Origin of the sequence: Sulfurihydrogenibium sp. YO3AOP1, from assembly GCF_000020325.1 — a bacterium.
Classification (GTDB): Bacteria; Aquificota; Aquificia; order Aquificales; family Hydrogenothermaceae; genus Sulfurihydrogenibium.
In genome coordinates, this window is record NC_010730.1 from 1,758,432 (window position 1) to 1,783,724 (window position 25,293).

Annotated in this window: 23 protein-coding genes and 1 pseudogene; 15 read left to right on the forward strand and 9 right to left on the reverse strand. The window is 31.2% G+C overall.

The window, feature by feature from the left end:
• Positions 1–214 precede the first annotated feature (214 nt).
• From SYO3AOP1_RS08685 to SYO3AOP1_RS08730, 10 genes are all read left to right on the forward strand, one after another.
• Positions 215–1,909 (forward strand): proline--tRNA ligase, encoded by a 1,695-nt coding sequence (locus SYO3AOP1_RS08685; protein ID WP_012460353.1) that lies wholly within the window; start codon positions 215–217, stop codon positions 1,907–1,909.
• Complete coding sequence (locus SYO3AOP1_RS08690; protein WP_012460354.1) at positions 1,902–2,753, forward strand: GAF domain-containing protein; 852 nt, start codon at positions 1,902–1,904, stop codon at positions 2,751–2,753. Before SYO3AOP1_RS08685 ends, SYO3AOP1_RS08690 begins: the two co-directional genes overlap by 8 nt.
• 1 nt (position 2,754) lies before the next feature.
• On the forward strand, positions 2,755–4,491 hold the full coding sequence (locus SYO3AOP1_RS08695; RefSeq protein ID WP_012460355.1) for a GspE/PulE family protein: 1,737 nt from the start codon (positions 2,755–2,757) through the stop codon (positions 4,489–4,491).
• A 249-nt stretch (positions 4,492–4,740) separates the two neighbouring features.
• A complete protein-coding gene (locus SYO3AOP1_RS08700) occupies positions 4,741–5,130 on the forward strand; it encodes a hotdog domain-containing protein (protein WP_012460356.1) in 390 nt (129 codons plus the stop codon).
• Complete coding sequence (locus SYO3AOP1_RS08705) at positions 5,127–5,864, forward strand: 6-carboxyhexanoate--CoA ligase (RefSeq protein WP_012460357.1); 738 nt, start codon at positions 5,127–5,129, stop codon at positions 5,862–5,864. Before SYO3AOP1_RS08700 ends, SYO3AOP1_RS08705 begins: the two co-directional genes overlap by 4 nt.
• Positions 5,861–6,511, forward strand: coding sequence for an alpha/beta fold hydrolase (locus SYO3AOP1_RS08710; RefSeq protein WP_012460358.1), 651 nt, complete (start codon positions 5,861–5,863; stop codon positions 6,509–6,511). The genes SYO3AOP1_RS08705 and SYO3AOP1_RS08710 overlap by 4 nt, the downstream gene beginning before the upstream one ends.
• Positions 6,504–7,208 carry a methyltransferase domain-containing protein gene (locus tag SYO3AOP1_RS08715; RefSeq protein ID WP_012460359.1) on the forward strand — a complete coding sequence of 235 codons (705 nt, stop codon included), beginning with the start codon at positions 6,504–6,506 and terminating at the stop codon, positions 7,206–7,208. The genes SYO3AOP1_RS08710 and SYO3AOP1_RS08715 overlap by 8 nt, the downstream gene beginning before the upstream one ends.
• Positions 7,209–7,522: 314 nt before the next feature.
• Positions 7,523–7,759: a hypothetical protein gene (locus SYO3AOP1_RS08720; protein WP_012460360.1), complete on the forward strand. Its 237-nt coding sequence runs from the start codon at positions 7,523–7,525 to the stop codon at positions 7,757–7,759.
• A 2-nt stretch (positions 7,760–7,761) separates the two neighbouring features.
• A complete protein-coding gene (locus SYO3AOP1_RS08725) occupies positions 7,762–9,447 on the forward strand; it encodes a copper resistance system multicopper oxidase (protein ID WP_012460361.1) in 1,686 nt (561 codons plus the stop codon).
• A complete protein-coding gene (locus tag SYO3AOP1_RS08730) occupies positions 9,444–10,157 on the forward strand; it encodes a copper resistance protein B (protein ID WP_012460362.1) in 714 nt (237 codons plus the stop codon). Before SYO3AOP1_RS08725 ends, SYO3AOP1_RS08730 begins: the two co-directional genes overlap by 4 nt.
• Positions 10,158–10,502: 345 nt before the next feature.
• Here the strand turns inward: SYO3AOP1_RS08730 and SYO3AOP1_RS08735 are convergent, their stop codons facing one another.
• From SYO3AOP1_RS08735 to SYO3AOP1_RS08755, 5 genes are all read right to left on the reverse strand, one after another.
• Positions 10,503–10,925, reverse strand: coding sequence for a DUF2231 domain-containing protein (locus SYO3AOP1_RS08735; RefSeq protein WP_012460363.1), 423 nt, complete (start codon positions 10,923–10,925; stop codon positions 10,503–10,505).
• Positions 10,926–10,937: 12 nt separating this feature from the next.
• Positions 10,938–12,317, reverse strand: a complete 1,380-nt coding sequence (gene mgtE, locus SYO3AOP1_RS08740) for a magnesium transporter (RefSeq protein WP_012460364.1) — start codon at positions 12,315–12,317, stop codon at positions 10,938–10,940.
• Positions 12,318–12,331: 14 nt separating this feature from the next.
• On the reverse strand, positions 12,332–13,255 hold the full coding sequence (gene era, locus SYO3AOP1_RS08745; RefSeq protein WP_012460365.1) for a GTPase Era: 924 nt from the start codon (positions 13,253–13,255) through the stop codon (positions 12,332–12,334).
• A gap of 253 nt (positions 13,256–13,508) precedes the next feature.
• A complete protein-coding gene (truA, locus tag SYO3AOP1_RS08750) occupies positions 13,509–14,240 on the reverse strand; it encodes a tRNA pseudouridine(38-40) synthase TruA (RefSeq protein ID WP_012460366.1) in 732 nt (243 codons plus the stop codon).
• Between the two features lie 373 nt (positions 14,241–14,613).
• Complete coding sequence (locus SYO3AOP1_RS08755; RefSeq protein WP_012460367.1) at positions 14,614–15,852, reverse strand: outer membrane beta-barrel protein; 1,239 nt, start codon at positions 15,850–15,852, stop codon at positions 14,614–14,616.
• A gap of 374 nt (positions 15,853–16,226) precedes the next feature.
• On the opposite strand from SYO3AOP1_RS08755, the gene SYO3AOP1_RS08760 reads away from it, so the two are divergent.
• Positions 16,227–17,465, forward strand: a complete 1,239-nt coding sequence (locus tag SYO3AOP1_RS08760; protein ID WP_012458801.1) for an IS256 family transposase — start codon at positions 16,227–16,229, stop codon at positions 17,463–17,465.
• Positions 17,466–17,731: 266 nt separating this feature from the next.
• On the opposite strand, the gene lpxC is transcribed toward SYO3AOP1_RS08760, so the two are convergent.
• Entirely contained in the window at positions 17,732–18,625 is an 894-nt protein-coding gene (gene lpxC, locus SYO3AOP1_RS08765) for a UDP-3-O-acyl-N-acetylglucosamine deacetylase (protein WP_012460368.1), read from the reverse strand.
• A 239-nt stretch (positions 18,626–18,864) separates the two neighbouring features.
• On the opposite strand from lpxC, the pseudogene SYO3AOP1_RS09305 reads away from it, so the two are divergent.
• The 4 genes and pseudogenes from SYO3AOP1_RS09305 (at position 18,865) to SYO3AOP1_RS08790 (ending at position 23,129) form a co-directional block, all read left to right on the forward strand.
• A pseudogene (locus SYO3AOP1_RS09305) lies at positions 18,865–19,772 on the forward strand (transposase).
• Positions 19,773–20,021: 249 nt separating this feature from the next.
• Complete coding sequence (locus tag SYO3AOP1_RS08780; protein WP_012460369.1) at positions 20,022–20,627, forward strand: IS607 family transposase; 606 nt, start codon at positions 20,022–20,024, stop codon at positions 20,625–20,627.
• Positions 20,614–22,230, forward strand: coding sequence for an RNA-guided endonuclease TnpB family protein (locus SYO3AOP1_RS08785; RefSeq protein WP_012460370.1), 1,617 nt, complete (start codon positions 20,614–20,616; stop codon positions 22,228–22,230). Before SYO3AOP1_RS08780 ends, SYO3AOP1_RS08785 begins: the two co-directional genes overlap by 14 nt.
• 23 nt (positions 22,231–22,253) lie before the next feature.
• Positions 22,254–23,129 (forward strand): HepT-like ribonuclease domain-containing protein, encoded by an 876-nt coding sequence (locus SYO3AOP1_RS08790; RefSeq protein WP_012460371.1) that lies wholly within the window; start codon positions 22,254–22,256, stop codon positions 23,127–23,129.
• Between the two features lie 70 nt (positions 23,130–23,199).
• On the opposite strand, the gene ruvA is transcribed toward SYO3AOP1_RS08790, so the two are convergent.
• The 3 genes from ruvA to SYO3AOP1_RS08805 are packed head-to-tail and all read right to left on the reverse strand — an operon-like array spanning position 23,200 to position 25,205.
• Entirely contained in the window at positions 23,200–23,739 is a 540-nt protein-coding gene (gene ruvA, locus SYO3AOP1_RS08795; RefSeq protein WP_012460372.1) for a Holliday junction branch migration protein RuvA, read from the reverse strand.
• Positions 23,732–24,796 (reverse strand): 23S rRNA (adenine(2503)-C(2))-methyltransferase RlmN, encoded by a 1,065-nt coding sequence (gene rlmN, locus SYO3AOP1_RS08800; RefSeq protein ID WP_012460373.1) that lies wholly within the window; start codon positions 24,794–24,796, stop codon positions 23,732–23,734. The genes ruvA and rlmN overlap by 8 nt, the downstream gene beginning before the upstream one ends.
• Positions 24,786–25,205 carry a M67 family metallopeptidase gene (locus SYO3AOP1_RS08805; RefSeq protein WP_012460374.1) on the reverse strand — a complete coding sequence of 140 codons (420 nt, stop codon included), beginning with the start codon at positions 25,203–25,205 and terminating at the stop codon, positions 24,786–24,788. The genes rlmN and SYO3AOP1_RS08805 overlap by 11 nt, the downstream gene beginning before the upstream one ends.
• Between the last annotated feature and the right edge of the window lie 88 nt (positions 25,206–25,293).

Below are 25,293 nucleotides of genomic sequence, written 5' to 3' on the forward strand. Positions count from 1 at the left end.
CATCATTAAGTATGAAATTGCTCTTATTAAAAATTTCATAAAAGATTTTTCAGACCTAATTCTCAGATATAAGCAGAACGAGTGAAGAATCGGGCTTTTCGCGTTTATTTTTATCTTGATAACAGTATAGACTTTTCTATCTTTCCCACTTACCTATTAATTAATAGTCCTATGGTATAATTTCTATTTACATCAAATCCTTACGGAGGAAGGAATGTTAGCAAGCAAGTTTTTTATGCCAACTTTAAAAGAAAATCCATCTGATGCAGTTGTTCCAAGTCATATATATCTTGTTAGAGGTGGTTTTATAAGAAGTTTATCAGCTGGAATATACGAATACTTACCACTTGGATTAAAAGTTTTAAGAAAAATAGAGAATATAATCAGAAAACATATGGATGATTCAGGAGCCTTAGAGGTATTACTGCCAATTCTTACACCTGCTGAACTTTGGAAAGAAACAGGAAGATGGCATGTATACGGAAAAGAGCTTTTTAGATTAAAAGACAGAAAAGATGCAGAATTTGCCCTTGGTCCAACTCATGAAGAAACAATTACAGATTTAGTAAGGAAGAATGTTAGGTCTTACAAAGATTTACCGCTAAACTTTTATCAAATACAGACAAAGTTTAGAGATGAAGCAAGGCCAAGATATGGTTTGATAAGAGGAAGAGAGTTTATCATGAAAGACGGATACTCTTTTGATGTTTCAGAAGAAGACGCAAAAAAGACTTATGAAGTAATGAAAGAAGCATATCATAAAATATTTAAAGAGCTTGGGCTTGATTATCTCATGGTAGAGGCTGATGTTGGAGCTATTGGTGGAAAGTTTTCCCATGAGTTTGTAGTAAAAGTTCCATCAGGTGAGGCACATATTGTATACTGTGAAAAGTGTGGATATGCTGCAAACGTTGAAGCTGCAAAATTTCATCATCATAAACTACCACCAGAAGAGCCAAAACCAATAGAAAAAGTCTATACTCCTGACATAAAATCGGTAGAAGATGTTGCTAACTTTTTAAACGTTCCATTAACAAAGCTTGTTAAGACACTAATATACAAAATAGATGATAAAGATTTTGTAGCTGTTTTAATAAGAGGTGATAGAGAGCTTAATGAAACAAAATTAGCAAACCTATTTAAAGCTATTGACGTTAGAATGGCGACAAAGGAAGAGTTAGAAAGTCTTGGAATTCCAGAAGGTTTTGTAGGTCCTATTGGTTTAAATCTTCCAATTTATGCCGATTTTTCTCTTAAAGAGCTTTATAACATAGTTGTAGGAGCAAATGAAAAAGATTATCATTACATCAATGCAAATATTGATAGAGATTTTAAAGTCAGCGGTTTTTATGACCTTGCAACTGCAAAAGAAGGCGACCCTTGCCCTGTATGCCACTTGCCATTAAAAGAGACAACAGGATTAGAAGTTGGTCATATATTCCTGCTTGGAACGAAGTACTCTGAAAGCATGAAAGCTTACTTTGTAGATAAAGACGGAAAAGAAAAGTCAATCATAATGGGTTGCTATGGTATTGGCGTAAGTAGATTAATATCTGCAATAGTTGAGCAGTATCATGATGATAAAGGGATAATTTGGCCTGAAAACTTAGCACCGTTTAATGTTCATATTCTTGTTTTAAATCCAAAAGACCAAGAGAGTTTAAACGTAGGATTTGATATATACAAAAAGTTAAAAGAAAAAGGTTTGGATGTATTACTTGATGAAAGAGACGAATCTGCGGGAGCTAAATTTAAAGATGCCGACCTAATCGGAATTCCGCATAGAATAGTCATAGGAAAAGCTTTAAAAGAAGGCAAGGTAGAGTATCAAAAAAGAGATGGTAGTATTAAAGAGTTGGTTGATGTAAAATTAATAATCAATAAATTGATGGATGGATATCATGGATGAAGATGAAATTTTACAAATTGAACGCATATGTGAAGAGATTTTTAGTATAGATAATATTGAAGAGTTTATTACTAATTTAACAGAGAATATAAGGCAGATTTTAAATGCAGAAAGGTGTACTTTATTTTTATACGATAAGTATGATAATTCGTTGAAATCTGTAGTTTATCAAGCAAACTTAAATGAAAAAGTAACTATACCTTTAAATATAGATTCTATTGCTGGTTTTTCCTTTTTAAATGACAGATCGATAATTATAAATGACGTAAATGATAAAAAGGAGCTTAAATCTATAGATGATAATTTAACATATCATGAATGTTGGAAAAATGTTGACGTGCCAAGAACTAAAACTATGATTTCAGTGCCTATTAAAATAAAAAACGATAAAATTGGCGTTTTGGTTGCTGTAAACAAATTTCCAAATTTTACGCAAGACGATGTAAATAAAGCCGAAAAAATCTCGAGAATCTTAGGATTAGGAATGAAAAATTTAATCCATAAAAACGAGATGGCAGAATTATTAAATCTTAACTGCGAAATTATTAATAATATAAATGAGGGTATAATTTTAACAGATTTTAACGATAATATAATTGGCATAAATGACAAACTTATTGAAATGATGGGTTATAGAATGAAAAAAGAAGAAATGATAAATAAGAATATTTTCGAAATTTTTCCAATTTTAAAAGATGGGCTTGAAAAAATAGAAATTAGCAAAGAGAAATTTTTAATTCAAGAAATAATAAGTGGAGTTTTAAAAATAAAAATAGTTCCTGTTGTGTTAAATCATCTTTTTGAAAAGTCTTTAAAAAAAATAATATACATTATAGAGTATTAATATGGAATTCATCATAAGAAAAAAGAAAATAGATAAAAGTTTTACTGATTTAATAATAGAAAGATTAGGTTTAAGCTTAGAAGAATTAAAAGAATATCAAGATATTGCATCGTCTAAAAGAAAAAATCTTTTGGAAATATTGGTTGAAAATGGATATTCAGATGAAGAAATAGCTAAAATAAAAGCAGAATATTTTGGCTATACTTATGACAGATTGACAAATTATATACCTGAAGAGTATCTTCTAAATATCTTCGATAAAAATTTCTTAAAAAATAGGCTTATTTTACCTATAAGTTTAAAAGATAATGTTTTAATAGTTGCAATGGTTGAGCCATCAGATATAATAACATTGAACGAAATGGTTGAAATTCTAAAGAAAAATGGTTATAGTGTTGGGGAGATATCGATAATAGTCACAACAAAAAACCAACTATTGGAAAAAATAGACTCTCTATTTGAAGAAAAAGCTAAATTATCAAAAATTTTACAAACGTTAGAAAAAACAACCGAGACAACAATCTATAAAGATTTTTCTAACGAATTAAAAGAAGTTACAGAAACCAGTTCACCTATAATAGCTCTTGCAAATCAAATTATTGAAGATGCTTATAAAAAGGGTGCAAGCGATATTCATATACAACCAACGGAGAATAATTTAAGGATTAGGTTTAGAATAGACGGAGATTTAAATGATTATTTAGTTTTACCAAAATACACAGCGGATGCAATTATAGCTCGCTATAAAATTATGGCAAATATGAAATTAGATGAAAAAAGATTGCCACAAGATTCAAGGATTAATTATAACTATTATAATCCATCTATAAACATAGATCTTCGTGTTTCTACCATTCCATCCGTTTATGGTGAAGACCTTGTAATGAGGATTTTAGACAAATCTAATGTAATTTTAGATTTAAATAAATTGGGATTTTCTGATGAGTATCTAAGTTTATACAGAGATAGTATTTTAAAACCCTATGGAATTATTTTGCATGTGGGTCCTACTGGTTCTGGAAAAACGACTACTCTTTACTCTGCATTAAAAGAGATAGATAAACCAGATATTAAGGTTTTGACCGTTGAAGATCCTGTTGAATACCAACTTGGAGGTTCAATTGTTCAAACAAACATAAATCCAGCAGCAGGATATACTTTTGCAAAAGCAATTCGTTCATTTTTAAGACACGATCCAGATGTTATACTTGTAGGTGAAATTAGAGATTTAGAAACAGCAAAAACAGCTGTCGAAGCATCTTTAACTGGTCATCTTGTTTTTTCAACCTTACATACAAACGATTCTGTTAGCACGATAACTCGCCTTGAGGAAATGGGTGTTGAAACTTACTTACTTGCTGATTCTTTATTATTAATCTGTGCTCAAAGATTAGTAAAGAAAATATGTCCGCATTGTAAAGAAGAATATAAAGCAACAAAAAAAGAGAAAATTATATTAGAAAATGCTGGTATGGAATTTGAAGAGAATTTAACTTTATATAAAGGTGCAGGATGTAGTGTTTGCAATTTTACTGGGTATAAAGGAAGAACTGGAATACATGAATTATTGAAAATCGATGATGTATTAAAATCAATGATTATAGACAAAGCTTCTACGGAAGATATGAAAAAATATGCACTTGGACATGGGATGAAAACCTTGAGACAGGATGGTTTATTAAAAGCCTTAAAAGGAATTACTACTATAGAGGAAGTTGTAAAAAGTACATTGGAATAATTCTTTTTATATTTAAAGAATAATATAATGTCCTCGCAAATTATAACCAAAAAATTGAAAAATTTTATTCCATGAATGTAAGCTGTTTAGCAAAAGGAGAACATTAAAATATCATATTAGATTTTTGACTGAAAAATTTGAATTTATAGGAGACAAAGACTATAAAGAATGTAAATATGTTAGAGTGTGTTAAAGTGAATTATTGAATAGACTATTTACTATCAAACAAAAAGTTATAACGGAGGAGATATGAATATTAAAACGCATAACAAAATAAATCCTAAACTTTCCGGAGAGGTTATAGAGCTTGCTGAAGGAAAAACTGCAACGGTCAGATTAGAAACAAACGAAGATATGCTTGCCGATGATAAAGGATTGATTCATGGAGGTTTTATATTTTCAGCGGCAGATTATTGTACAATGATTACAATTAACCATCCAAACGTTGTTTTAGGAAGTGCTGAAGTAAAGTTTATAAAGCCATTAAAGATAGGAGAAACAGCCTTTTTCAAAAGTGAGGTTTTAAACACTGAAGGTAAAAAAGTTTTAGTTAAAGTAGATGGTTTTAAAAATGAAGATAAATTTTTTGAAGGAACTTTTAAATGTTATGTTTTAGATAAACATGTTTTAGAGCCATGAAGTTTTATAGTGTAAAGATGAGAGCATCGCTTAACGATAGACATGTATCAGGTGGAGAAAGAATAACAACTGAAGAAAGCATTCAAAAAGTAGTTTCAGAGCTTTTGACAAGGCCCAAAGAGTTTGATTTTGTCAATATAAAAATAGAAAAAATTAATAATATTAAGTTTATCGAGAAATCTCTTGATATAAAGACGATCAATGTAAAAAATCATAAAGAAGGGAATGAAATTGCATTAAAATTACTTGAAGAGGTCGGGATTGATAGAGAAATTGCTAAAGCGTATATAGATTTATTACATACAGGAGCAAATCCTGATAGAGAAAACATGAGAGGAGCAATGATTATAACAAGGTCAGGCAAAAGAGTAGAAAAAGACAGATACAGAGGAGTTAGAACTACAAACGTAGATTTTTTACACCGTGAAGAAGTCAAAAAAATACTGTTAGAAAAAAAATATACAGAAAGAACCTTAGATGCCTTAGCATTATCAACAAAAAACCTAAACCATCTGGATATAATAGCTGAATACTGTATATCAGACCAACCAGACTATACAACCGGCTACGTTGCAGTTAATAATACATATTATAGAATCAATCCGTTGAAAGAATATTCAAATCCAAAAGGTGGTAGAATATACTTTGTAAAAGATGATACCGATATTGAAGAGCTTTATAAATATTTACAGGAAGAAAGCTTTTTGATTAAAGAGGTTGGAAGTTTAGAATGAAAGCCGTATTTATCCATGGATGGGGGTTTAGTAAAGAGATATTTAAAGATTACTACTATTTAGATAATAGTTTGTTTTTAGATTTGCCATTTCATGGGGACTTACAAGATTTTGAGAAAAATAATATTTTTGAAGATTATGTTAACTATGTTTCAAACATGATAAATGAAAAAACTACGCTTATTGGTTGGTCTCTTGGTGGCTCTGTTGCGTTTTTAACAGCTTTAAAAAATCCATTTATAGAAAAGCTTGTTTTAATAGGCTTTAGTCCAAAGTTTAATAACAGTCTTCTTGGTAGTGATCCAAAAGCCATTAAAGCCTTTATGCTGAATCTAAACAATGATTTTGAAAATACAATATATCAGTTTAGAAAAACAGCTACGGGTGGAGAGTTTAGAGAGATTCCATTACCTGAAAAAGAGGGAAGTAAAGAACTTTTAAAAGAATACATAAATTTAGACTTAACAGAAAAACTTCATCTTGTTGACATTCCAACTTACATAATCCAAGGAGATAAAGACTCAATAGTAAATCCAAATTCTGCTATATACTGCCATGAAAAAATCAATAATAGTCAACTTATTTTATTAGACTCAAATCATGCACCATTTTTAGAAAGGGATATTTTCCAGTACATTGATGATTAAAAAAAGAATCAGTCAATCTTTTTCAAAATCTTTCAGGACTTATCAAAATAAAGCAATCATACAGAAACAAACAGCTACCATACTGTCCAAAATGGCTGAGGATATAACCGGATTGGGTATAGATTTAGGCTGTGGAACAGGTTTTTTATACGAGAGTTTAAGAAAAAAAATGATAGGCGTTGATATATCTTTAAAGATGTTAGAAATCTACAAATCAAAAAATCCTTTGGCAATCGCAGGAGATATAGAAAAACTGCCATTTAAAAATAATGTATTTGATTTTGCAGTTTCTAATTTTAGTCTACATTGGACAGATTTAAAGATAAGTTTAAAAGAGATTAGCAAAGTCTTAAAACAAAATGGCATTTTTTGCTTTTGCATGCCAATTGAAGGAAGTTTAAAAATCGTTGAGAATATCTTAGGAAAAAGAAATTATGATTTTTACTCTGAAAAAGAAGCTATAGAAATACTCAGTGGATATTTTGAAATAATTATTTCATTCCATAAAGAGTTTAGACTTGAATTTAAAAATGGGTTAGAGCTATTAAATCATCTTCACGAAACAGGTTCAGCGGTTGGTAAAGAGGGTTTAAGCTTGGGTGAAAAAAAGAGAATTTTTGAAAAATTTAAAAATTACAATAAAACAGCGGTGCTGAATTTTAATGTATTGTTTGTTAAAGCTTTAAAGAGAGAATAAATTAAAAATAACACAAGAAAGAAACCTTTCGGACTAAAGTCCTCAGGATAGCGGTAAAAATTCATACGTGAGACTGCTTGCAAAAATCCACATCGTCATTCTGTAGTCGGCAAAAAATCTTATATTCTCTTGAATTTTTTTACCAAGTGTATTTTTATTTGACTATCTTCTAGTCATCAGAAATTAACTTTTGATTAGTAAAAGCTTGATAAAGATATAAAAAACCTTCAATCAAAATTAACGTTAAATAAAATCATTGATGTTTTTAAAATAGAATATATAATAAGCATAATTATATGTTTGGAGGTAATAATATGAAAAAGATAACTGCTGTTTTACTTTTTGCCTTTGGATTTTCAGTTTATGCACAAGAGCATAATCATGAAGAGCATAAAATGAGTCCACAAGTGCATAGATGTATGAAAGTTATGGAAGAGCCAGAATATATGGCAGAGATGTTTAGATATATGCTTCAAAATAAAGAAGCAATGAAAGAGATGCTAAACAAAAATCCAGACTTAAAAAAACAATTAGAAGATTTAGTTAAATAGTGATGTTTAGTAGAAGAGAAATTTTAAAACTGGGCTTTCTATCAACCTTAGGATTAAGCTTTGATGCTTTTTCTGTGGTTAGAGATTTAAAAATCCTTGATTTTAAAGAAGATGATGAAAAATTAGAATATACATTAGTTATAAGGAAAGAAAAAGTTAAAGTAGGAAGTAGAGAAGGAACAGGCGTTTTAGTAAATGGTCAGCTACCGGGACCTTTGTTAACATTTAAAGAAGGAAAGGAAGTTATAATACATGTAATAAATGAAATGGACGAACCAACTTCTATACATTGGCATGGTATTTTAGTACCAAATAATATGGATGGTGTCCCTGGATTGGTATTTCCCGGTATAATGCCAAAAAGCAAATTTACTTACCGCTTTCCTGTCGTTCAATATGGTACTTACTGGTATCATTCACATTCTTTAATGCAAGAACAAACAGGTTTGTATGGACCCATTATATGTAAATCCGAAAAAGACGATAGCATAAAGGCAGATAGAGAGTATATAGTACTTTTATCAGATTGGACAGATGAAAGTCCACACGACATATTAAAAAAGCTTAAAAAACATCCGGGATATTATAATTATCAAAAAAGGACAATAAAAGATTTTATAGAAGATGCAAAAACCAAAGGATTTTTAAACACAGTTAATGAAAGGCTCATGTGGGCGCAAATGAGAATGGATTCAAGAGATATAGCAGATGTAACGGGTGCAACTTATACGTATCTAATGAATGGGCAAACAACAGAAGAAAATCCAACATTTTTATTCAAAGTTGGAGAAAAGGTCAGACTTAGATTTATAAACGCATCATCCGGAACATATTTTGATGTAAGAATTCCGGGGCTAAAAATGACAGTTGTTCAAGCCGATGGTCAAAATATCTATCCTGTTGATGTTGATGAAATAAGATTAGCTATAGCTGAAACTTATGATGTAATTGTAGAACCAAAAGAAGACAAAGCCTATGCAATCTATGCAGAATCAATGGATAGAAGCAGTTTTGTGAGTGGAACCCTTGCAACCCGTTATGGTCTAAAACCAAAACTGCCGGAAAAAAGACCAGTTCCTGAACTTACTATGGAAGACATGGGACATCACCATCATCATAATCATGGACATCATCATCATGAAGAAGGTTATAAAATGATGTTAAATGTTAAGGACAATCCTTTTGGCGTTGATGCTGATATGATAATAGAAAATCCAAGACAAATGCTTGAAGACCCGGGCGTTGGTTTAAGAAATCAAAAACATAAAGTTTTGAATTATTCAGATTTAGTAAGTTTAGAAAAATATCCCCTAAGAGAGCCGGATAGAATTATAGAAGTTCATTTAGTTGGAAATATGGAAAGGTTTATATGGAAGATGTACACATACGACGGTAAAAATCTTACATCAAAGTTTGAAGAACCTATAGATTTAAAATATGGAGAATTAGTAAGATTTGCAATCATTAACCATACAATGATGAACCACCCAATTCACCTTCATGGTATGTGGTTGTATTTAGATAATGGTGGAGATAAATATAATCCAAGAAAGCATACTATAAACGTTAAACCCGGAGAGGTAGTCTTTGCAGATGTTATAGCTGATGCAGTTGGTAATTGGGCTTTTCATTGCCATGTGTTGTATCATATGGATTCCGGTATGTTTAGGGTGGTTAGAGTCAGATGAAAAAAACGATTTCATTTTTTAGTTTATTTTTTATTTTTCTAAAAGCATTCTCTCAGGAACATCATAATGAAGAGATAAAAAATCCTATGCATCCTATGAACTTTGGAAGTATTATCTTTGATAGACTTGAATACATTGAAAAAGGTAAATCCTTAGGTTATAAAATCACTGGCTTCTACGGCGGAGACTACAACAAACTATGGCTTGAACTTGAAGGTAAAGATTACTTAAAAAACAGTAAAGGCGAGATTGAACGAGCTGATTTGTTATACGGTAAAGCCGTTTCAAGCTTTTGGGATGTAAGGTTCGGTGTTGGTTATGCTGGTGATTACAATAAAGGAAGAAAATCGGTAGTTTTAGGCTTAAAAGGACTTGCTCCTTATTGGTTTGAAGTAGATTCAAACATCTATCTAACAGAAAAAGGGGAAGTATATTTAAGATTTAAAGCAGAAAATGATTTGCTATTTACTCAACGATTGATTTTACAACCCCATTTTGAGACAATATTAAGTAATAAAAAAATAGAAAACCTTGAACTTGGAAGTGGATTAAGCAAGGTGTCATTTTCTTTAAGGCTAAGGTATGAATTAAAAAGAGAATTTGCACCATATATTGGCGTATCTTTTGACAGATTCTTCGGTCAGACTAAAGAGCTGAGTCATAAAAGTAATGAATCAAGCTTTTTGATTGGAATAAGAATGTGGTTTTAAAAAATGTAGGTGTTTGCTTAAACGTTAAAACTTAGATGTAGGGCGTTTGTTAATTGAGGCAAAATATGTTTATATGGGTTGTTCTTGAACTGCCCCAACACCTGACGTTTTAAGTCCTTATTTATTAAGAGTGCTGTAAAAATTTTCGTAAGCTTACCTTTCCGTGCCATCCTGAGGCTGTAAAGCCGAAGGATCTCCTCTTTTGATTTTTTGATTTGAAAAGAAAAACATGAGATTCTTCGCTTCGCTCAGAATGACAAATAAGATTACCTTTTTTCTAATGCTTATCATTCAAACTTTAACCGTCATCCTGAGGACTTTAGTCCGAAGGATCACATTTTTAAACTACTTTAACCATGGTGTAATCATGTTTTCGTAAACGATTGAACCGCCAAGCTTTCCTTGAATAAATAAAAGAACAACGCCGATTATCAATAAGATTGTAAATACTAAGTTAAGTGCTTTTGTTTTAGTCATTATGATTCTCATGATAGCCAATATAACAAAATAAAGTGCAAGAAGTAAGCCAAGTTTTTGATGATAGCCAAAAGCCTTAATTTCTTCAAGCTTTGTTTCTATTGGTTCGTGAGCTATAATACCAGTTATGGTAGCAACAACAACAGCCAAAGTTGACAAGAATGTTAATACCAAGTGCAGACTGTCTAACTCTTTTTTATTTATCATATAAAACAGATGAATGATTAACAGCATTAATGGAAAAGCTATTGCAAAGTGTGTAAATGGTGGGTGTATTGCGATTGTCTCCATGATACTAACCTCCTATAAATGTAAGTAATGTATAAAGTATGTTGCAACAGATAGATATATTGATATTCCAACGATATCTGTAATGGTTAATGCTAAAACACCGGTTGCTAAGGTTGGGTCTTTACCCATTTTATCCATAATATACGGTATTAAGCTACCAATCAAGCCGGCTATAACTATGCTAAAAAATAAAGCAACTCCAACTATCATTCCAAGCTTATGGTTATTTATCCATAAAGAAGAGATTAAACCAACCAACAATCCAACTCCAAAACCAATTACCAAAGCAACTTTTAACTCTTTTATTATTGAACGAATATAATCAACTATGTTTTCCGAAAGTCTTCCTTCTTTTAGTCCTCTTGCTGTAATAATGGCAGCTTGGGAGCTTATATTACCACTAAGGGCGGCAACCATTGGCAAGAAAAAAATGATTGGCAAAAACTGCTCAATTGTAAAACTAAAAAAACTTATGATTATAGCTGTTATAAACTCTCCAAATGTTGCAGTTAAAAGCCAAGGCATTCTTAATTTTGCAATTTTAAATGTCTTATCTTGATAAAAAAGCTCTTCTTCCTTTGCTCCCGCCATTTTAAAGAAGTCTTCTGTTGTTTTTTCAGAGATCACATCAATTATATCTTCAATATAAATGACACCTACAAGCTCTTCTTCGTCATTAATAACAGGCAAAATATAAAGGTCGTATCTTTTAAAAATATCAATAGCTTCTTCTTTTGTAGCGTTTATGCTTACAGTTATAAGCTCTCTTGTCATTATATCTTTTACTAAAATATTACCTGGGGATGTGATTAATTCTTTCAGCGAGACAACGCCAATGAGTCTGTTTTTATCATCAACAACATAGATATAAAGAATCTCTATCTCTTTATCTGTATTTTTTACAATCTCAACAGCTTCGTAAACTGTAATGTTTTCATTGATGCTTAAATAATCTTCTCTAATAATAGATGCTATGTTATCTTCATTGGTAGTAAGCAGTTGTTCTAACTCTTCTAACTCTTCAATCTTTTCCTTCTCTAAGTTTTTTAAAATAATATCTCTTACATCGTCAGGGATATGGTCTATAATTTTTACAATTTCATTAACCGGGAGATTATTTAAAAGATTTGTTAAGTCTTTTGAGCTTAAATTTCGAAGTAATTCAGATTTTATATCTTCTTCAAGGTCTTGAAAAACATCGGCAGCTTTTTGAATGTTTGATTTGATTAAGGTAAGCATTAAGATTTTTCTTTCTTCTTTATTTAGATATTTAAAGACTTCGGCTATGTCTCCTTTGTGGGTTTTTATGATAATCTTTTCTATAGTTTTATAATCTCTTTTGCCTATAGCCCTTTTTAGGGTTTCCTTTAAAACTTCAATTATTGGAGACATAGCGCCTTCCTTTTTTATGATATTTGGTTATAACCAAGCTCTCTAAGTAGTGGTAAATCTTCTTTCCATCTTTCTTTAACTTTTACATACAGATTTAGATGAACTTTTTTACCAAGTAAAAACTCAAGCTCTTCTCTTGCCTGCATACCGATTTTCTTTAACATCTGTCCTTGTTTACCTATAATTATACCTTTATGATTTTCCCTTTCAACATAAATGACTGCATCAATAATAAGTAAATTTTTATTCTTTTCTCCTTCTTGTATACTTTCAACTTCAACGGCAACAGAGTATGGAACTTCTTGTCTTGTATTTAAAAATACTTTTTCACGAATGATTTCTGCTATATAAAACTTTAGTGGCAGGTCTGTTATTTGGTCTTCTGGATACAATGGCAGAGATTCTGGTAAGTATTTTTTTATTGTTTCAATAAGCTCATCAATGTTTAGATTTTTGATGGCAGATATTGGAACAAATTCTTTAAAGTCATATATTTTTGTAGATTCTTCAATAAGCGGTAAAACCAAATCTCTTTTTATCTTATCAATTTTATTGATTGCAAGGATTGCAGGTTTGTCTACTTTTTTAAGATAGTTTTCTACGATTTCTTTATCTTCTTTTGTCCAACCTGTCTCAGCATCTATGACCATTAAAATAACATCTGCACTTTCTATTCCTGATATTACAAATTCCATTACTGATTTTGTAAGTAAATCTCCACCTTTTTGAACTCCTGGCGTGTCTAAGAATATTATCTGTGCATCCGGCAGATGTTTAACACCTAAAATTCTCATTCTGGTTGTCTGTGGTCTTGGACTGACAATGCTTAATTTTGTACCGATTATGTTGTTTAAAAGCGTTGACTTTCCAACGTTTGGTCTTCCAACAATAGCAACAAACCCTGCTCTAAAATTTTCATAATTTTGTAAATTTTCCATCTTTATTCTCTCCTTTTTTTCTTTATATCTAAGTTCTGATTAGAAATTTTTAAAATATGAGATTCTTTGCCAGCTTCAGAATGACAAATAAGCAATCGTTAACATGCTTTTACTTTCTCTGTCATCCTGAGGCCGTAAGGCCGAAGGATCTCATTTTTGACTTAAAAAACATGAGATTCTTCGCTTCGCTCAGAATGACAGTGTGGATATTTACAAAAGCAGCCTCCCAACCTATTCACTTCTCACTTTCTTACTAATAATACACTGCTTTTAAATATAAACCTTCCGGTGGTGCTGTAAATTTACCATGGGATGGACTTTTCTTTTCTATTATATCTTTTAACTCTTCTAAGCTTAAGCTACCTCTTCCAAGTGCGACAAGGTGTCCTGCAATTCTACGGACCATATTTCTTAAAAAGTGAGATGCTGTAATTTCTATGGTTATGATTTTACCATCAAAGTATAACTTAAGCTCTCTTAAATCGATTTCTTTTCTTATATAATCCCCTGCTTTTGCCAAAGAAGAAAGGTCTTTATACTGCTTTATTAAATTAATTCCTTCTACCATCTTTATCAAGTCTAATTTTTTATCATAATACCAAGCAAGTTTAAACAAAAATGGGTCTGGCTTTGTGTTTATCTTATAAAGGTATGTCTTTCCTTTGGCTGAAAATCTTGCATTAAAAGAAAGTGGCACTTCTTCAACTTTCAAAATTGAAATATCTCTTGGCAGTTTTGCATTAAGATAGGTATATATGGTCTTTGTGTTTTTATGTTTTTTCGTTTTAAAGTTTGCAACCTGCCTTAAAGCATGAACGCCTGCATCAGTCCTTCCTGCACCAATCAGCGTTATTTTTTCTTCCAAAAGCTCAGATAATAAATCTTCAATGACTTGCTGAATTCCAATTCCGTTTTTCTGCCTTTGCCAACCGTTGTAGTTAGTTCCAATATAACTGATTTCAAGCTTGTAGTTTTTTATCTCCATAACTTTTTATTTTAACATATTGTTAATTGGGAGGTTAGAAAGTGAGAGGTAAGATGTGACGGGTTGATAAAGTGAATAAAGTTTTTCCCGTGACTCTTCAAACGTCACTTTTTGTCATCCCGAGGCTGTAAAGCAGAAGGACGGAAACCCTTCGCTTACGCTCAGAATGACACCATTCAGAAGTTCTTCGTCATCCTGAGGACTTTAGTTCGAAGGATCTCCTCTTTTAAAAAAAGTGAGTAAGTGAGTAAGTGGGAGGTAAAAAGGCGGAGATTCTTCGCTGACGCTCAGAATGACAACATCTGGAGTTTTATAAAACAAAAAAGGCGGGACTATGCCCGCCTTGTGTATGTAATATTTAGATTTCTACTAATTAGAACAAGAATCCAAGCTCTACAGCACCAGTTGTTCTTGAAGTTTTAGCTTCACCTTTGTCGTTAACAAATAAGTATCCGGATGTTCCATTGAAAGCATTTCCAGATGCTTTAGCATAAGATACTTCAGCTCTTAAGAATGTGTTTTTAGTTGGGTTGTAAGTTGGAGTAATTGTAAACGTCCATACTTTTTTAGGAGCGAAGTATGCAGTTGTACCTGCATTTTGTGGAGCAACTAAAGAAGCAGCCGCTATTGCAGGAATTAAGATTGTATCTTTGTTATCTGCATATTCAATTCTTACTGGAACTTGAACGCCAGCTACTGGTTTTACGTTAGCACAGAGAGCTGCACCCCAAGCGTTTGAAGATGTTGATAAACCAGTAACATTATTCCAAGCTTTCTTTAAGCCATCATCAGCTTTGAAGTAATCAACTTCTAAGCCAAGAGATACGATTCCTAAATCTCCGCCAACTGTTAAAGCATAGATATCTCTGTTTCCGTTTTCATTGTAAGTATGTAAGCCAACATCAACCGGTAAACCAAATTGTTTTAAGTTAGAAGTAATACCAGCTTCAATGTAGTTAGAGTAGTTGTTTAATCCTGTATAAACAGGTCCCATTAATTGATAGTTTCCAGCTTTACCAGCACCTACGTAAACTTTTGCTACACCAGCATCGTATGTACCTCTTGCACCAGTTAATAATACCGGGTTAGCTGTAAATAATACTCCTCTTGTGATGTGTGGGTTTAAGATTGTAACCGGTCTTTCGCCAAAGTTTGTCCAAAGTAAACCAGCGTCTAAGCTTAATCCAGCAACTGGTTTGTAAGTAACAAAAGCAAGCCATGGTTTGAAATCAGTAGTTTTACCGTAGCCTACTAATGGATTATTTCCATTTCCTTTTTTATCATTTACAACATCAGAGCTTGCTACTACTGTTGGAGCTTGCCAAGAACCAAACGCTGCTGTAAATCCAATTCCACCGTCTTGTGCTGGCTTAGTTAATCCAACAATTACATTGTTAACAGAGAAAGAGTCTTTTCCTGACCATGGTTGTGCATTCGTACGGATTAAAACAGTTCCTGTGGATCTTAACGCATGGTCATTGTTTTGTACGTTGTAAGATGCTGACACACCACCGAATAATGTGATGTCTGTGTTTGCTACTGTAATTTGTCCTGCGTTTGCTGCAGATACTGCAAGCAATCCTGCTGCTGCTAATCCTACTACTTTCTTCATCGTAAAACCTCCTTTAATAAAGTTTTTATAAAATCTGTTAATAAAAATTAACACACATTATGATTTTTGTCAAGCATTTTAAAATGCGATTCTTCGCTATCGCTCAGAATGACATTATTATATTGTTCCATGTCATTCTGAAGGCTTTGTTTTAAACTTATTCAATTTTCAATTTTATTATATACAATTTTTATGCCAATTTTTTAGTTTTGTGTTTTCCTGTTATTTACTTATCGTTTATAAATATACCAAACTTTACTTTTTTGCATTTTGGCAAATTGCAAAAGAAAGTGAAGAAGTAAGAAGGTGGGAGGGAAAGAATAGGGGAGTTAAAATAATGTTGTGTCTAAATAAAATTATAAGGAGGAGTAGTAATGGATAAGAAAGAATACTTTGAAAAAATATTAGACAGATCTACCGAAGAATTAGTAAAAGAACTTTTCCCAAACGGTATAACAACTCAAGAAGAAAAGATAGGTATAAGAAAGCTTTTAGAATCTGTTGTGGAACTGATTATGAATCAGGAAAGAAATTTCTTCCTTGAAAATGATGAAGACAACAAAGCAAACGGATATTATGAAAGAAGCCTAAATACTGGTTCTTTCAAGCTTAACATAAATGTCCCAAGAGATAGAAAGGGTAGATTTAGACCACAAATATTACCTGACCCTTACAAAAGAGTTAATGAAGATTACATAAACCTTCTTATGAGTTTAGTATCCAATGGATACTCAGAAAGCAAGATAGATTCTACATTAAAAAGCTTGGGCTTAAACTACTCAAAACAACATATGGATAAAATCAAAAAAGAGCTTATAGAAAGACTTAATGATTTTAAAACAAGAGAGCTTCCATCGGATGCATTTGTACTGTATATAGACGCATATCACTGTGATATAAAAGAGAAAAACAAAATCAGAAAGGCTTCTGTCTATGTAGTTCTTGGAATAGATTTACAAGGAAATAAAGATATATTTGGATTTTATACATTTTTCAGTAGTGAAAATAAAGCAGACTGGATAAAAGTATTCAATGATTTAATAGATAGAGGACTAAAAAGGGTAATGCTTATAGTAAGTGATGATTTTCCTGGGATAACAAAAGCCATAGAAACACTATTTCCTTATACAGACCATCAGCTATGTTTAGTCCATTTACAAAGAAACGTTAGAAATCAGATGGATAAAGAAGATTCACAAGTATTTAACAAAGAACTGAAAAACATAAAAGAAAACAGCTTAGATTATGAAGATGGATTAGAAAAATTAGATGATTTATGCGGTAGATTTAAGTCTAAATATCCAAGCTTTATAAAACATATTCAATCTAACAAAGAGAGATACTTATGTTTTTTAAAATATCCAGAAAATCTAAGAAAGCACATATACACAACAAATCCAGTTGAAAGTGTTAATAGCATGATAGAAAAGGTAAGAATAAATTTAGGTGGATATTTTCAATCTGTGGACATTCTTGAGATAAATCTGCTTATACAAAGAGACAATTTAAAGAATGGAAAATGGAAAAAGCCTATACCTGCTTTTAAAGGAGTCTCTTATGAAATTTTACAATTGTTTAATAAAAAGTTTTCAATCCAGACACAAAATTATTGACAAGTCTCAAGAATAGATTCTTCGCTATCGCTCAGAATGACGTCATTGGATCGTTCTTTGTCATCCTGAGGGCTTTAGCCCGAAGGATCTCATGTTTTAATGTCTATTGAAAACAAAAAATGAGATTCTTCGCTAACGCTCAGAATGACGGAATGGGAACATGCAAAGACAGAGATTCTTCGCTTACGCTCAGAATGACAGACTTAGGAGACATAAAAGAAGGAGATTCTTCGCTGACGCTCAGAATGGCATCATCGGTGTTTTGGTTAACCTACCAAAGCCTCTTTATAATTTGGAATAAAATTTAAAACTTCTGATGCTGGTTTAATTGTAAAAAGTGAGTTTTCTACCAATGTTTTTACAAACATAGCATTTAATCTGTGTCCGCCTTTAAAAGAGTAAACTTCTGCAACCAAAGGATAGCCAAGCAGATACAAATCACCGATTAAATCCAATACTTTATGTCTTACAGGCTCGTCTTCAAATCTTAAACCCTCTTCGTTTATTACCTGATTGTTATGAAAAACAACAGCATTTTCAAGAGACCCGCCTTTGGCAAGACCGTTCTTCTTTAAGTACTCTACTTCTTCTAAAAAGCAATAAGTTCTTGCTGTATAAACACCTTCATAAGACTCTTTTTCATAAGGTATGTATGTAAAGCTTTTATTTCCGATAATATCATTATTATAGTTTGCTTGATATGTAATTTTTATTTCATTTGATGGCTTTGCCATAATAAATTTATCTTCTATTTCAACCTTTACAGGTTCTTCTAAAACTGCATACAATTTTTCTTCGTTAAGTGTTTTAATTCCGGCTTCTTTTATCCTTTCAACAAAACCTTTGCTGCTTCCATCAAGGATTGGCAACTCCTCGCCTATTAACTCAATATAAACATTATCAATTCCGGTAAAATAAAGTGCTGCCATTAAATGCTCTATTGTCCTAACTGAAACGCCGTCTTTGTATAAAGTTGTTGAATATTCAAAGCTATGAGCATAATCTATCTTTGCAGGTATAACTACATTATTTTTAATAAAGTTTATTCCTTCATTTTTATTTGCAGGAAAAAGTTTTATTTTAACATTATCTCCTGAGTGTAAGCCTATTCCCTCAATGATTATTGGTTTTTTTATTGTTCTTTGAAATTGACAGATCATAATCATTCTCCATATTTGTTTTTCGTTTAAAATCTATATGCAATTTTTATTCCAATCTTTGACATACGATTTAACAATAATTTTTGTAATATTATAATTTGAATTTTTGCAAATTTTCAAAAAGGTTGTTTAACTGCTAAACATTTTATTGCATTTTCTATTAAAACCTATAAGCCTGTTCCAAAATTATTTCTTAAGTTAAAATTAAATACTCAAAATCAAAAAATAAAAATGTTCGCATGAGAAAAACAGGATTATCCTTTAAACAAATCTATAAACTTACAGAAAGATTTTTTAAAAAGATTAAACATAAGGAAAAGAAAAATAGTCAAAGAGGTAGACCAAGAAAGTACAAAGATGAATTTATAATAGCTATATTTCTATATCAAACACTAAAACAATATTCTTATAGAGAAGTTCTTCAAGAACTTAAATATCTTAGCTTTAAAACCCCTTCTCTGAATGACTATCATTATAGGATTAAACAGCTTAATGAAAACATTTTAAAATTACTGCTGGAAAAAACAGGACAGTATTTTAATGAAAAAATTAAAGATAAATACAGTGCTACATAGCAGATGCTACAGGTTTTGCCTATGGAGATATTTATAGCCTTAAATGGAGAAGAGGAATAGAGGTAAAACAGATAAAATCTCATATAAGACTTGAGGTTATTATAGCAGTAGATAACAAAGGTAAAGCGTTAATTTTGGGATGTGAAACAGGTAAAGCCTATGCAAGTGAAATAAAGATGTTAAATCAGATATTAAACAAAGTAGATTTTATCAAAGGACTACCTTTTATAGCCGATAAAGGCTATGATTCAATAAGCGTAATACAAAAAATCTTAGACATCGGACTTATCCCTGCTATAAAGATAAAGGAAACTCTTAGAGTAAAAATAAAGCATCCATTGAGACGGTTATCAAAGGAAAATTGGTTAAAGTATGGAAAGAAAAGATATAGCATAGAATCTTTATTTGGTAATATAAAGAACAAAGCAAATTCAGTGTTTAAAGTTAAAAGAGAAGATATAGCTAAGAAGTTAGCTATTGCTTGGACTATTCTTTGGAATTTTTACATGATTTTAATTTATGTATTTTTGTTTATCCTATCAGTCTTAATTTTAAGAAGAAGTTTTTTTTGATTTTTGGAACAGTCTCTAAAACCTATAAGAGTGTTCCAAAATTTTCGTAAGTTCGCCTTTTTGCCATCCTGAGAACTTTAGTCCTAAGAATCTCCTCTTTTGATTTTTTGATTTGAAAAGAAAAACAGAAGATTCTTCACCGACCACAAAATAATTGTGTGGATTTTCGAACAGCCTCCTAAAACCTATTGACAAGATAGATATTTTGATATATAATATTAGAAAATAAAAGTTTGTTTAAAGGCGAGCATGTATAAAATCGGTCAGTTTTCAAAGCTTACAGGTATTTCAATATCTACTTTAAGATTGTGGGATAAAAAAGGAATATTAAAGCCTGAATTTAAAACACCACGTGGAGAAAGAAGATATAGCGAAGCTCAATTGCAGTATATTCTTCAAAAGAAATCAGATGCACCACGTATTAATGTTGGCTATGCAAGAGTAAGTTCAAAGAAACAAGAAGATGATTTAAAAAGACAAATTGAATTATTAGAATTGTTTTTAGCAAAACAAGGCAAGCCTTTTAAAATAATAAGCGATATGGGAAGTGGAATAAATTATTCAAAATCAGGATTAAAAGAACTGTTAAAACTGATATCATCAAATCAAGTAGATACAATTTATGTTTTATACAAAGATAGGCTTGTTAGATTTGGTTTTGAGTTAATAGAAGAATTTGCAAAACTTCATAACACAAAAATTGAAATAATGAATCAAACGGAAGATAAAATAGATGAAGAAGAATTGGTAGAAGATATTTTAAACATAATCCATGTTTTTTCTCGTAAATTAAACGGTAAAAAAAGTCATATAAACAAGAAAATAGCTCAAAGGCTTTTAGATGAAAAACAGTAATAAGAAAAAGAAAAACAGCAAAAAAGAACTATCTCAAAATACAGAACTTAGAGTATTTTCTATTAGAATAAAAAACGATAAATTAGAAAAAGAACTAAAACATTTACTTTTTACTTACAAACATTTTGAGAATATATTACTAATACTTATCAGTCAAAACTATAATCTATACAAAGATGGCAAAGATACAAACGATTTCAAACTTCTTACTTCTCCGCAGCTTATGAGAAATGCTCTGTATGATTATAATTCTAAGCATTCAACACAGCTGGAATATCTCAAAAATAAATACAAAGATAATCAATTATGGCAAGCACTGAAAGAGACTGCTAAGAAATTAAAACCACACAATGTAGTTGAAATTATAAAGAGAGTGAAAGCAAACTTTAAAACGTATTTTACTAACTTAGAAACTTACAAACAAAATCCAAATCTATTTACAGGAATGCCAAAACCACCTAAACCTAAAAAGCTTTCCAAGATAATAGATTACTCAGTAGAATTAGATAAATACAACTCTTTGTCTTTTACAAGATTAGAAAAAGAAAACTTGGTAGGCATTAACTTATCTGACCATATGGTATATATACACATAGATAAAAGACAAATTGAAAAGCTTGCAGAAGTAAGCAAGCTATACTCAGCAAGGCTTGTTTATGATAATGATAATTTGTATTTACAAATTAGCTACTTAAAAAACATCTCACGTTTCACATCTCACGTTTCACATAAATACGCAAGCATAGATATTGGGGTAAACAATCTAATGGCTGTGTTTGTTGATGATGAAACCACTTCGTCATTAATAGTAGATGGTAAACCTTTTAAAGATTATAATTCGAAATTCAACAGACTTATACCCAAACTAAACGAAAGTAAGTCAAAGGAAGTAGCAGAATGGGCTGTATCTAAAACAGGTTCTAAATATCCTGCAAAATACACAGAAAAAGGTAAGAAAATTGGTAAGTTTATAAGCTATTTATATGCAAAAAGAAACAGGTTTTTTCACGATCAATTTCACAAGATGGCTAAGCGTGTAGTTGAATATTTATATTTGCACGGAATAACAGATTTATTTATATCTAGAAACTTAGCAGAATTAAAAAATAATGGAGAATGTAATTTAGACAAAGCTACAAAACAAAGCTTCATTCAAATACCATTTATAAAACTATTACAAAACATAGAATATAAAGCACAAGAATACGGAATAAACGTTCATTACGTAGATGAAAGATACACATCTAAGGCAAGTTGTATATCAGATGATATAGAAAGCATCCAAGAAAGCCCTGACTTGACTAATGCTTTCAATGGAAGGCGTGTTAAGAGGGGCTTATTCTTGGATACTATTATAAACAAAGTGTTTAATGCAGATATCAACGGAGCAGTAAATCATATCAAAGTAGCGACAGGAAAAAGCTTTAGGTGGCTAAAAAACAAGCTATTTAAACTCTGCAACCCTATTAAAATTAAAAGCGACTACGAATTCTGTAGGCTACTTAAAAACCTACAGAATAGTGGGTCGGGTAATTCTGTGCCGTTTATCGGTGTGGAGGCGTCGCAGTCTAACAAGCTGATAGAAAATATCAGTTTTTGTTAGGCGTAAGTCGACGGAGTCAAAAGATGTTAGATATAGAGTTTTTAAATGAAAAAGCAACAAAGCTAAAATCAGCCTTAAAAAAGATAAAGCAGATAATAGATTTTGGAGAGGATGCATTTTTAAAAACTCCGATGTATCCAGATAGAGTTAAATACCATCTTATAATTTTATACGATGAACTTGAAGCGATAGCTTGTCATATTCTTTCTAATTATTACAATGACAAAATAAAAGAAAACTGTATAGAAAAGCTATCAAAAGATACGATTTTCTCAGAAAAGCTAAATAGAATTTTTGCAGATTTTAACGAGTTTAAAAATAAAGTATTTCAAGAAAATTTTAGCTACTTGGAAAAACAGCTCTATCATTTAACAAAAAATATAGTTGAAACCTTGGATACATTGTTTATAAAAGAACTTTCAGATGTGGTAAAACAGCTAAAAGAAAAACAGCCAAAGCTTGCTATACCTGTAAATCTTGTAAAAGTCAATCATTATGCTTCTGCTATAAAAGGAGAAGTAAAAAGATTAGAGACTTTTTCTAAAATGAGCGAGCAAGAATTTAAAAATAATAGCTTTGCAATTGATAGAAGCAGGTATTTTATCGTCGTTGCAATAGACAGTGCGCTATGGATTTGTAGACATGTTTCAAGACAGCTTAAATTAAAGCCTTCAAAAGACTGCTTTAAATCTTTGACTGAAAATGGTTGTTTATCTGTGGAGCTTACAGAAAAGCTTGATAAAATTTCTCAGCTTAGAAATGACTTAGCAGACCCAACAAAAAGCGTTGATTTAGATTTTCTTTATAAATTGGTAAAAGGTGATTTTAAAGCTTTAATGGATAGATTTATTTTAGAAGTTGCTAAGTCTATCAAGGAAGGATGTAAAGGGAAGGGGTGAGAAAGTGAGAAGTGAGAAGTAAGAAAGGGAGGAGATTCATTCTTAAAAATCACTTTTCCGCTTCTTAACTTCAAAAACTACTTAGCATAGAAATTGCTTTTTTTAATGCCTCTTTAATGTCTTTTGTTTCTTTTATAACTTTTTTTGCAACGTTTACAGACTCTTTTTTATCATATCCTAAATTTACCAATGCAGAAACTAATTGACTTAGCTCATCTGATTCGTTAAACTCTATCTTTCCTTTTAGCTCTACTATTATCCTTTGTGCTGTTTTATTGCCTATTCCTTGAATTTCTGTAAGCTTATCAACATCTCCATTTTCCATGATTTCAATAAACTCTTCTACAGAAAAGTTAGAAATAATATTCAGTGCATGTTTTACTCCAACGCCATGAATTTGAATAAGCTTTAAAAATAAATCTCTTTCTTCTTCTGAAACAAATCCTAAGAGTCTTACATCTTCTTGCCTTACAAGCAAATAAGTATAGACAATATTTTCTTTGAATTTTTCACTGTCCGGAACTTCTACTAAAAGACCAAATCCAAGTTTTTCTATAACTATATGATTTTTGTCTTTCTTTTTTATTTTTCCTTTTATATAATCAAACATTTATCAGATCTACCGCTTTTTTCCTTAGTTGTCCGCATGCAGCATCTATATCTCTTCCTTTACTCCATCTAATAAATGTAGCAATGTTGTTATCCCAAAGAATTTTTTCAAACTTTAAAACTCTTTCTTCCTCCGGTCTTTCAAATTCTGCTGAAGGATATGGATTAAATGGTATTAGATTTACTTTAAATCTGTGTTTGTCTTTCTTTAAAAGATTTACAAGTCTTTTAGCGTCTTGCTCTGAATCGTTTACTCCTTTCATTAAAACATATTCAAGCGTTATTCTCCAACCTGGTTTAAGTGGTATGCTTCTTAATAAATCCATAAGGTCTTGAAGTGTGTTTGTTTGTGATATTGGCATTAAAAATGCTCTTTGATCTTGATTTGATGCGTTTAATGATACTGCAAGTTTGACTTCTGGGAATTCTTTATCTTCGTACATTCTTTTTATCTGATGAAGTATTCCACTTGAAGAGATTGTGATTTTTCTATGGGATAATCCTACCATATCAGGATGAGTAAAGATTTGAACAGACTTTTTTACATTTTCATAGTTTGCCAAAGGCTCACCCATTCCCATGTAAACTATGTTTGATATTCTATTTTCTTCCTCCATTCCTAAAAATCTTTGGACGTTAATATACTGCTCAACGATTTCCGCTGTTTCTAAATTTCTAATAAGTCCATCTTTTGTAGTAAAGCAGAATTTACAACCTACGGCACAACCAACTTGCGTTGACACGCACAAAGTTTTATGGTTTTTTTCGTTTATCAAAACGGTTTCTATTGTGTTTCCATCCTTAAGCTTCCATAAAAATTTTATACTTCCATCTATTTTTGATTGCTGGTACATAACTAATTCTAAAGCGTTAAATTCTGTATTTTCTTTCAAGTAATTTCTTATATCTTTTGATAAATCAGTCATTTCGTCGTAAGAGCTGACTTTTTTCTTATACAGCCATTTTGCTATTTGCTTAGCTCTAAACTTTTGCCAGCCTTTTTCTACTACAAAATTTTCAAGCTCTTTTAAATTAAAATTTTTTAAATTAACTTTCATCTACTTCCTCTTGTATAAATTTACTATTTTCTAAATACCAGCTTTTATAGGATACAGGTTCTCCATTTTGTACTGAAACTATGATATAAGATAAGTCTTCTAAAGCAAACTGCAAATCTGTTTGCGATGGTCTATCTGGATGGTCTGGGTGTGAATGATAAATTCCTACAATTTGCAAACCTTTACCGTCTGCATACTGCTCAACTTTCATATAATCTTTTGGTGATATATCAAACCTGTCATTTGCCCTTTCTTTGTTTTGATTTTCTGCCTGGATAACTTCTAAAACTTCTCTTGTATTCGACGAATAATCCATTATTCCAATTAAAAAGCCGCAGATCTCGTAAGGATATCCCTCTTTTGCCTGTCTTTTTATCTCTTCTATGTGCTGTTTTTTTATTTTAAGCATAGTGTTTTTACCGTGAATTTGTTTTTGTGTTTATAGTATAAAAGAAAGGTAGATTAAAATCAATGAGATGTAAGATTTGAGAAGGCGG

Coding starts and splice junctions, on each gene's coding strand:
- SYO3AOP1_RS08685 (WP_012460353.1), top strand. CDS start 215: ATGTTAGCAAGCAAGTTTTTTATGCCAACTTTAAAAGAAAATCCATCT.
- SYO3AOP1_RS08690 (WP_012460354.1), top strand. CDS start 1,902: ATGGATGAAGATGAAATTTTACAAATTGAACGCATATGTGAAGAGATT.
- SYO3AOP1_RS08695 (WP_012460355.1), top strand. CDS start 2,755: ATGGAATTCATCATAAGAAAAAAGAAAATAGATAAAAGTTTTACTGAT.
- SYO3AOP1_RS08700 (WP_012460356.1), top strand. CDS start 4,741: ATGAATATTAAAACGCATAACAAAATAAATCCTAAACTTTCCGGAGAG.
- SYO3AOP1_RS08705 (WP_012460357.1), top strand. CDS start 5,127: ATGAAGTTTTATAGTGTAAAGATGAGAGCATCGCTTAACGATAGACAT.
- SYO3AOP1_RS08710 (WP_012460358.1), top strand. CDS start 5,861: ATGAAAGCCGTATTTATCCATGGATGGGGGTTTAGTAAAGAGATATTT.
- SYO3AOP1_RS08715 (WP_012460359.1), top strand. CDS start 6,504: ATGATTAAAAAAAGAATCAGTCAATCTTTTTCAAAATCTTTCAGGACT.
- SYO3AOP1_RS08720 (WP_012460360.1), top strand. CDS start 7,523: ATGAAAAAGATAACTGCTGTTTTACTTTTTGCCTTTGGATTTTCAGTT.
- SYO3AOP1_RS08725 (WP_012460361.1), top strand. CDS start 7,762: ATGTTTAGTAGAAGAGAAATTTTAAAACTGGGCTTTCTATCAACCTTA.
- SYO3AOP1_RS08730 (WP_012460362.1), top strand. CDS start 9,444: ATGAAAAAAACGATTTCATTTTTTAGTTTATTTTTTATTTTTCTAAAA.
- SYO3AOP1_RS08735 (WP_012460363.1), bottom strand. CDS start 10,925: ATGGAGACAATCGCAATACACCCACCATTTACACACTTTGCAATAGCT.
- mgtE (WP_012460364.1), bottom strand. CDS start 12,317: ATGTCTCCAATAATTGAAGTTTTAAAGGAAACCCTAAAAAGGGCTATA.
- era (WP_012460365.1), bottom strand. CDS start 13,255: ATGGAAAATTTACAAAATTATGAAAATTTTAGAGCAGGGTTTGTTGCT.
- truA (WP_012460366.1), bottom strand. CDS start 14,240: ATGGAGATAAAAAACTACAAGCTTGAAATCAGTTATATTGGAACTAAC.
- SYO3AOP1_RS08755 (WP_012460367.1), bottom strand. CDS start 15,852: ATGAAGAAAGTAGTAGGATTAGCAGCAGCAGGATTGCTTGCAGTATCT.
- SYO3AOP1_RS08760 (WP_012458801.1), top strand. CDS start 16,227: ATGGATAAGAAAGAATACTTTGAAAAAATATTAGACAGATCTACCGAA.
- lpxC (WP_012460368.1), bottom strand. CDS start 18,625: ATGATCTGTCAATTTCAAAGAACAATAAAAAAACCAATAATCATTGAG.
- SYO3AOP1_RS08780 (WP_012460369.1), top strand. CDS start 20,022: ATGTATAAAATCGGTCAGTTTTCAAAGCTTACAGGTATTTCAATATCT.
- SYO3AOP1_RS08785 (WP_012460370.1), top strand. CDS start 20,614: ATGAAAAACAGTAATAAGAAAAAGAAAAACAGCAAAAAAGAACTATCT.
- SYO3AOP1_RS08790 (WP_012460371.1), top strand. CDS start 22,254: ATGTTAGATATAGAGTTTTTAAATGAAAAAGCAACAAAGCTAAAATCA.
- ruvA (WP_012460372.1), bottom strand. CDS start 23,739: ATGTTTGATTATATAAAAGGAAAAATAAAAAAGAAAGACAAAAATCAT.
- rlmN (WP_012460373.1), bottom strand. CDS start 24,796: ATGAAAGTTAATTTAAAAAATTTTAATTTAAAAGAGCTTGAAAATTTT.
- SYO3AOP1_RS08805 (WP_012460374.1), bottom strand. CDS start 25,205: ATGCTTAAAATAAAAAAACAGCACATAGAAGAGATAAAAAGACAGGCA.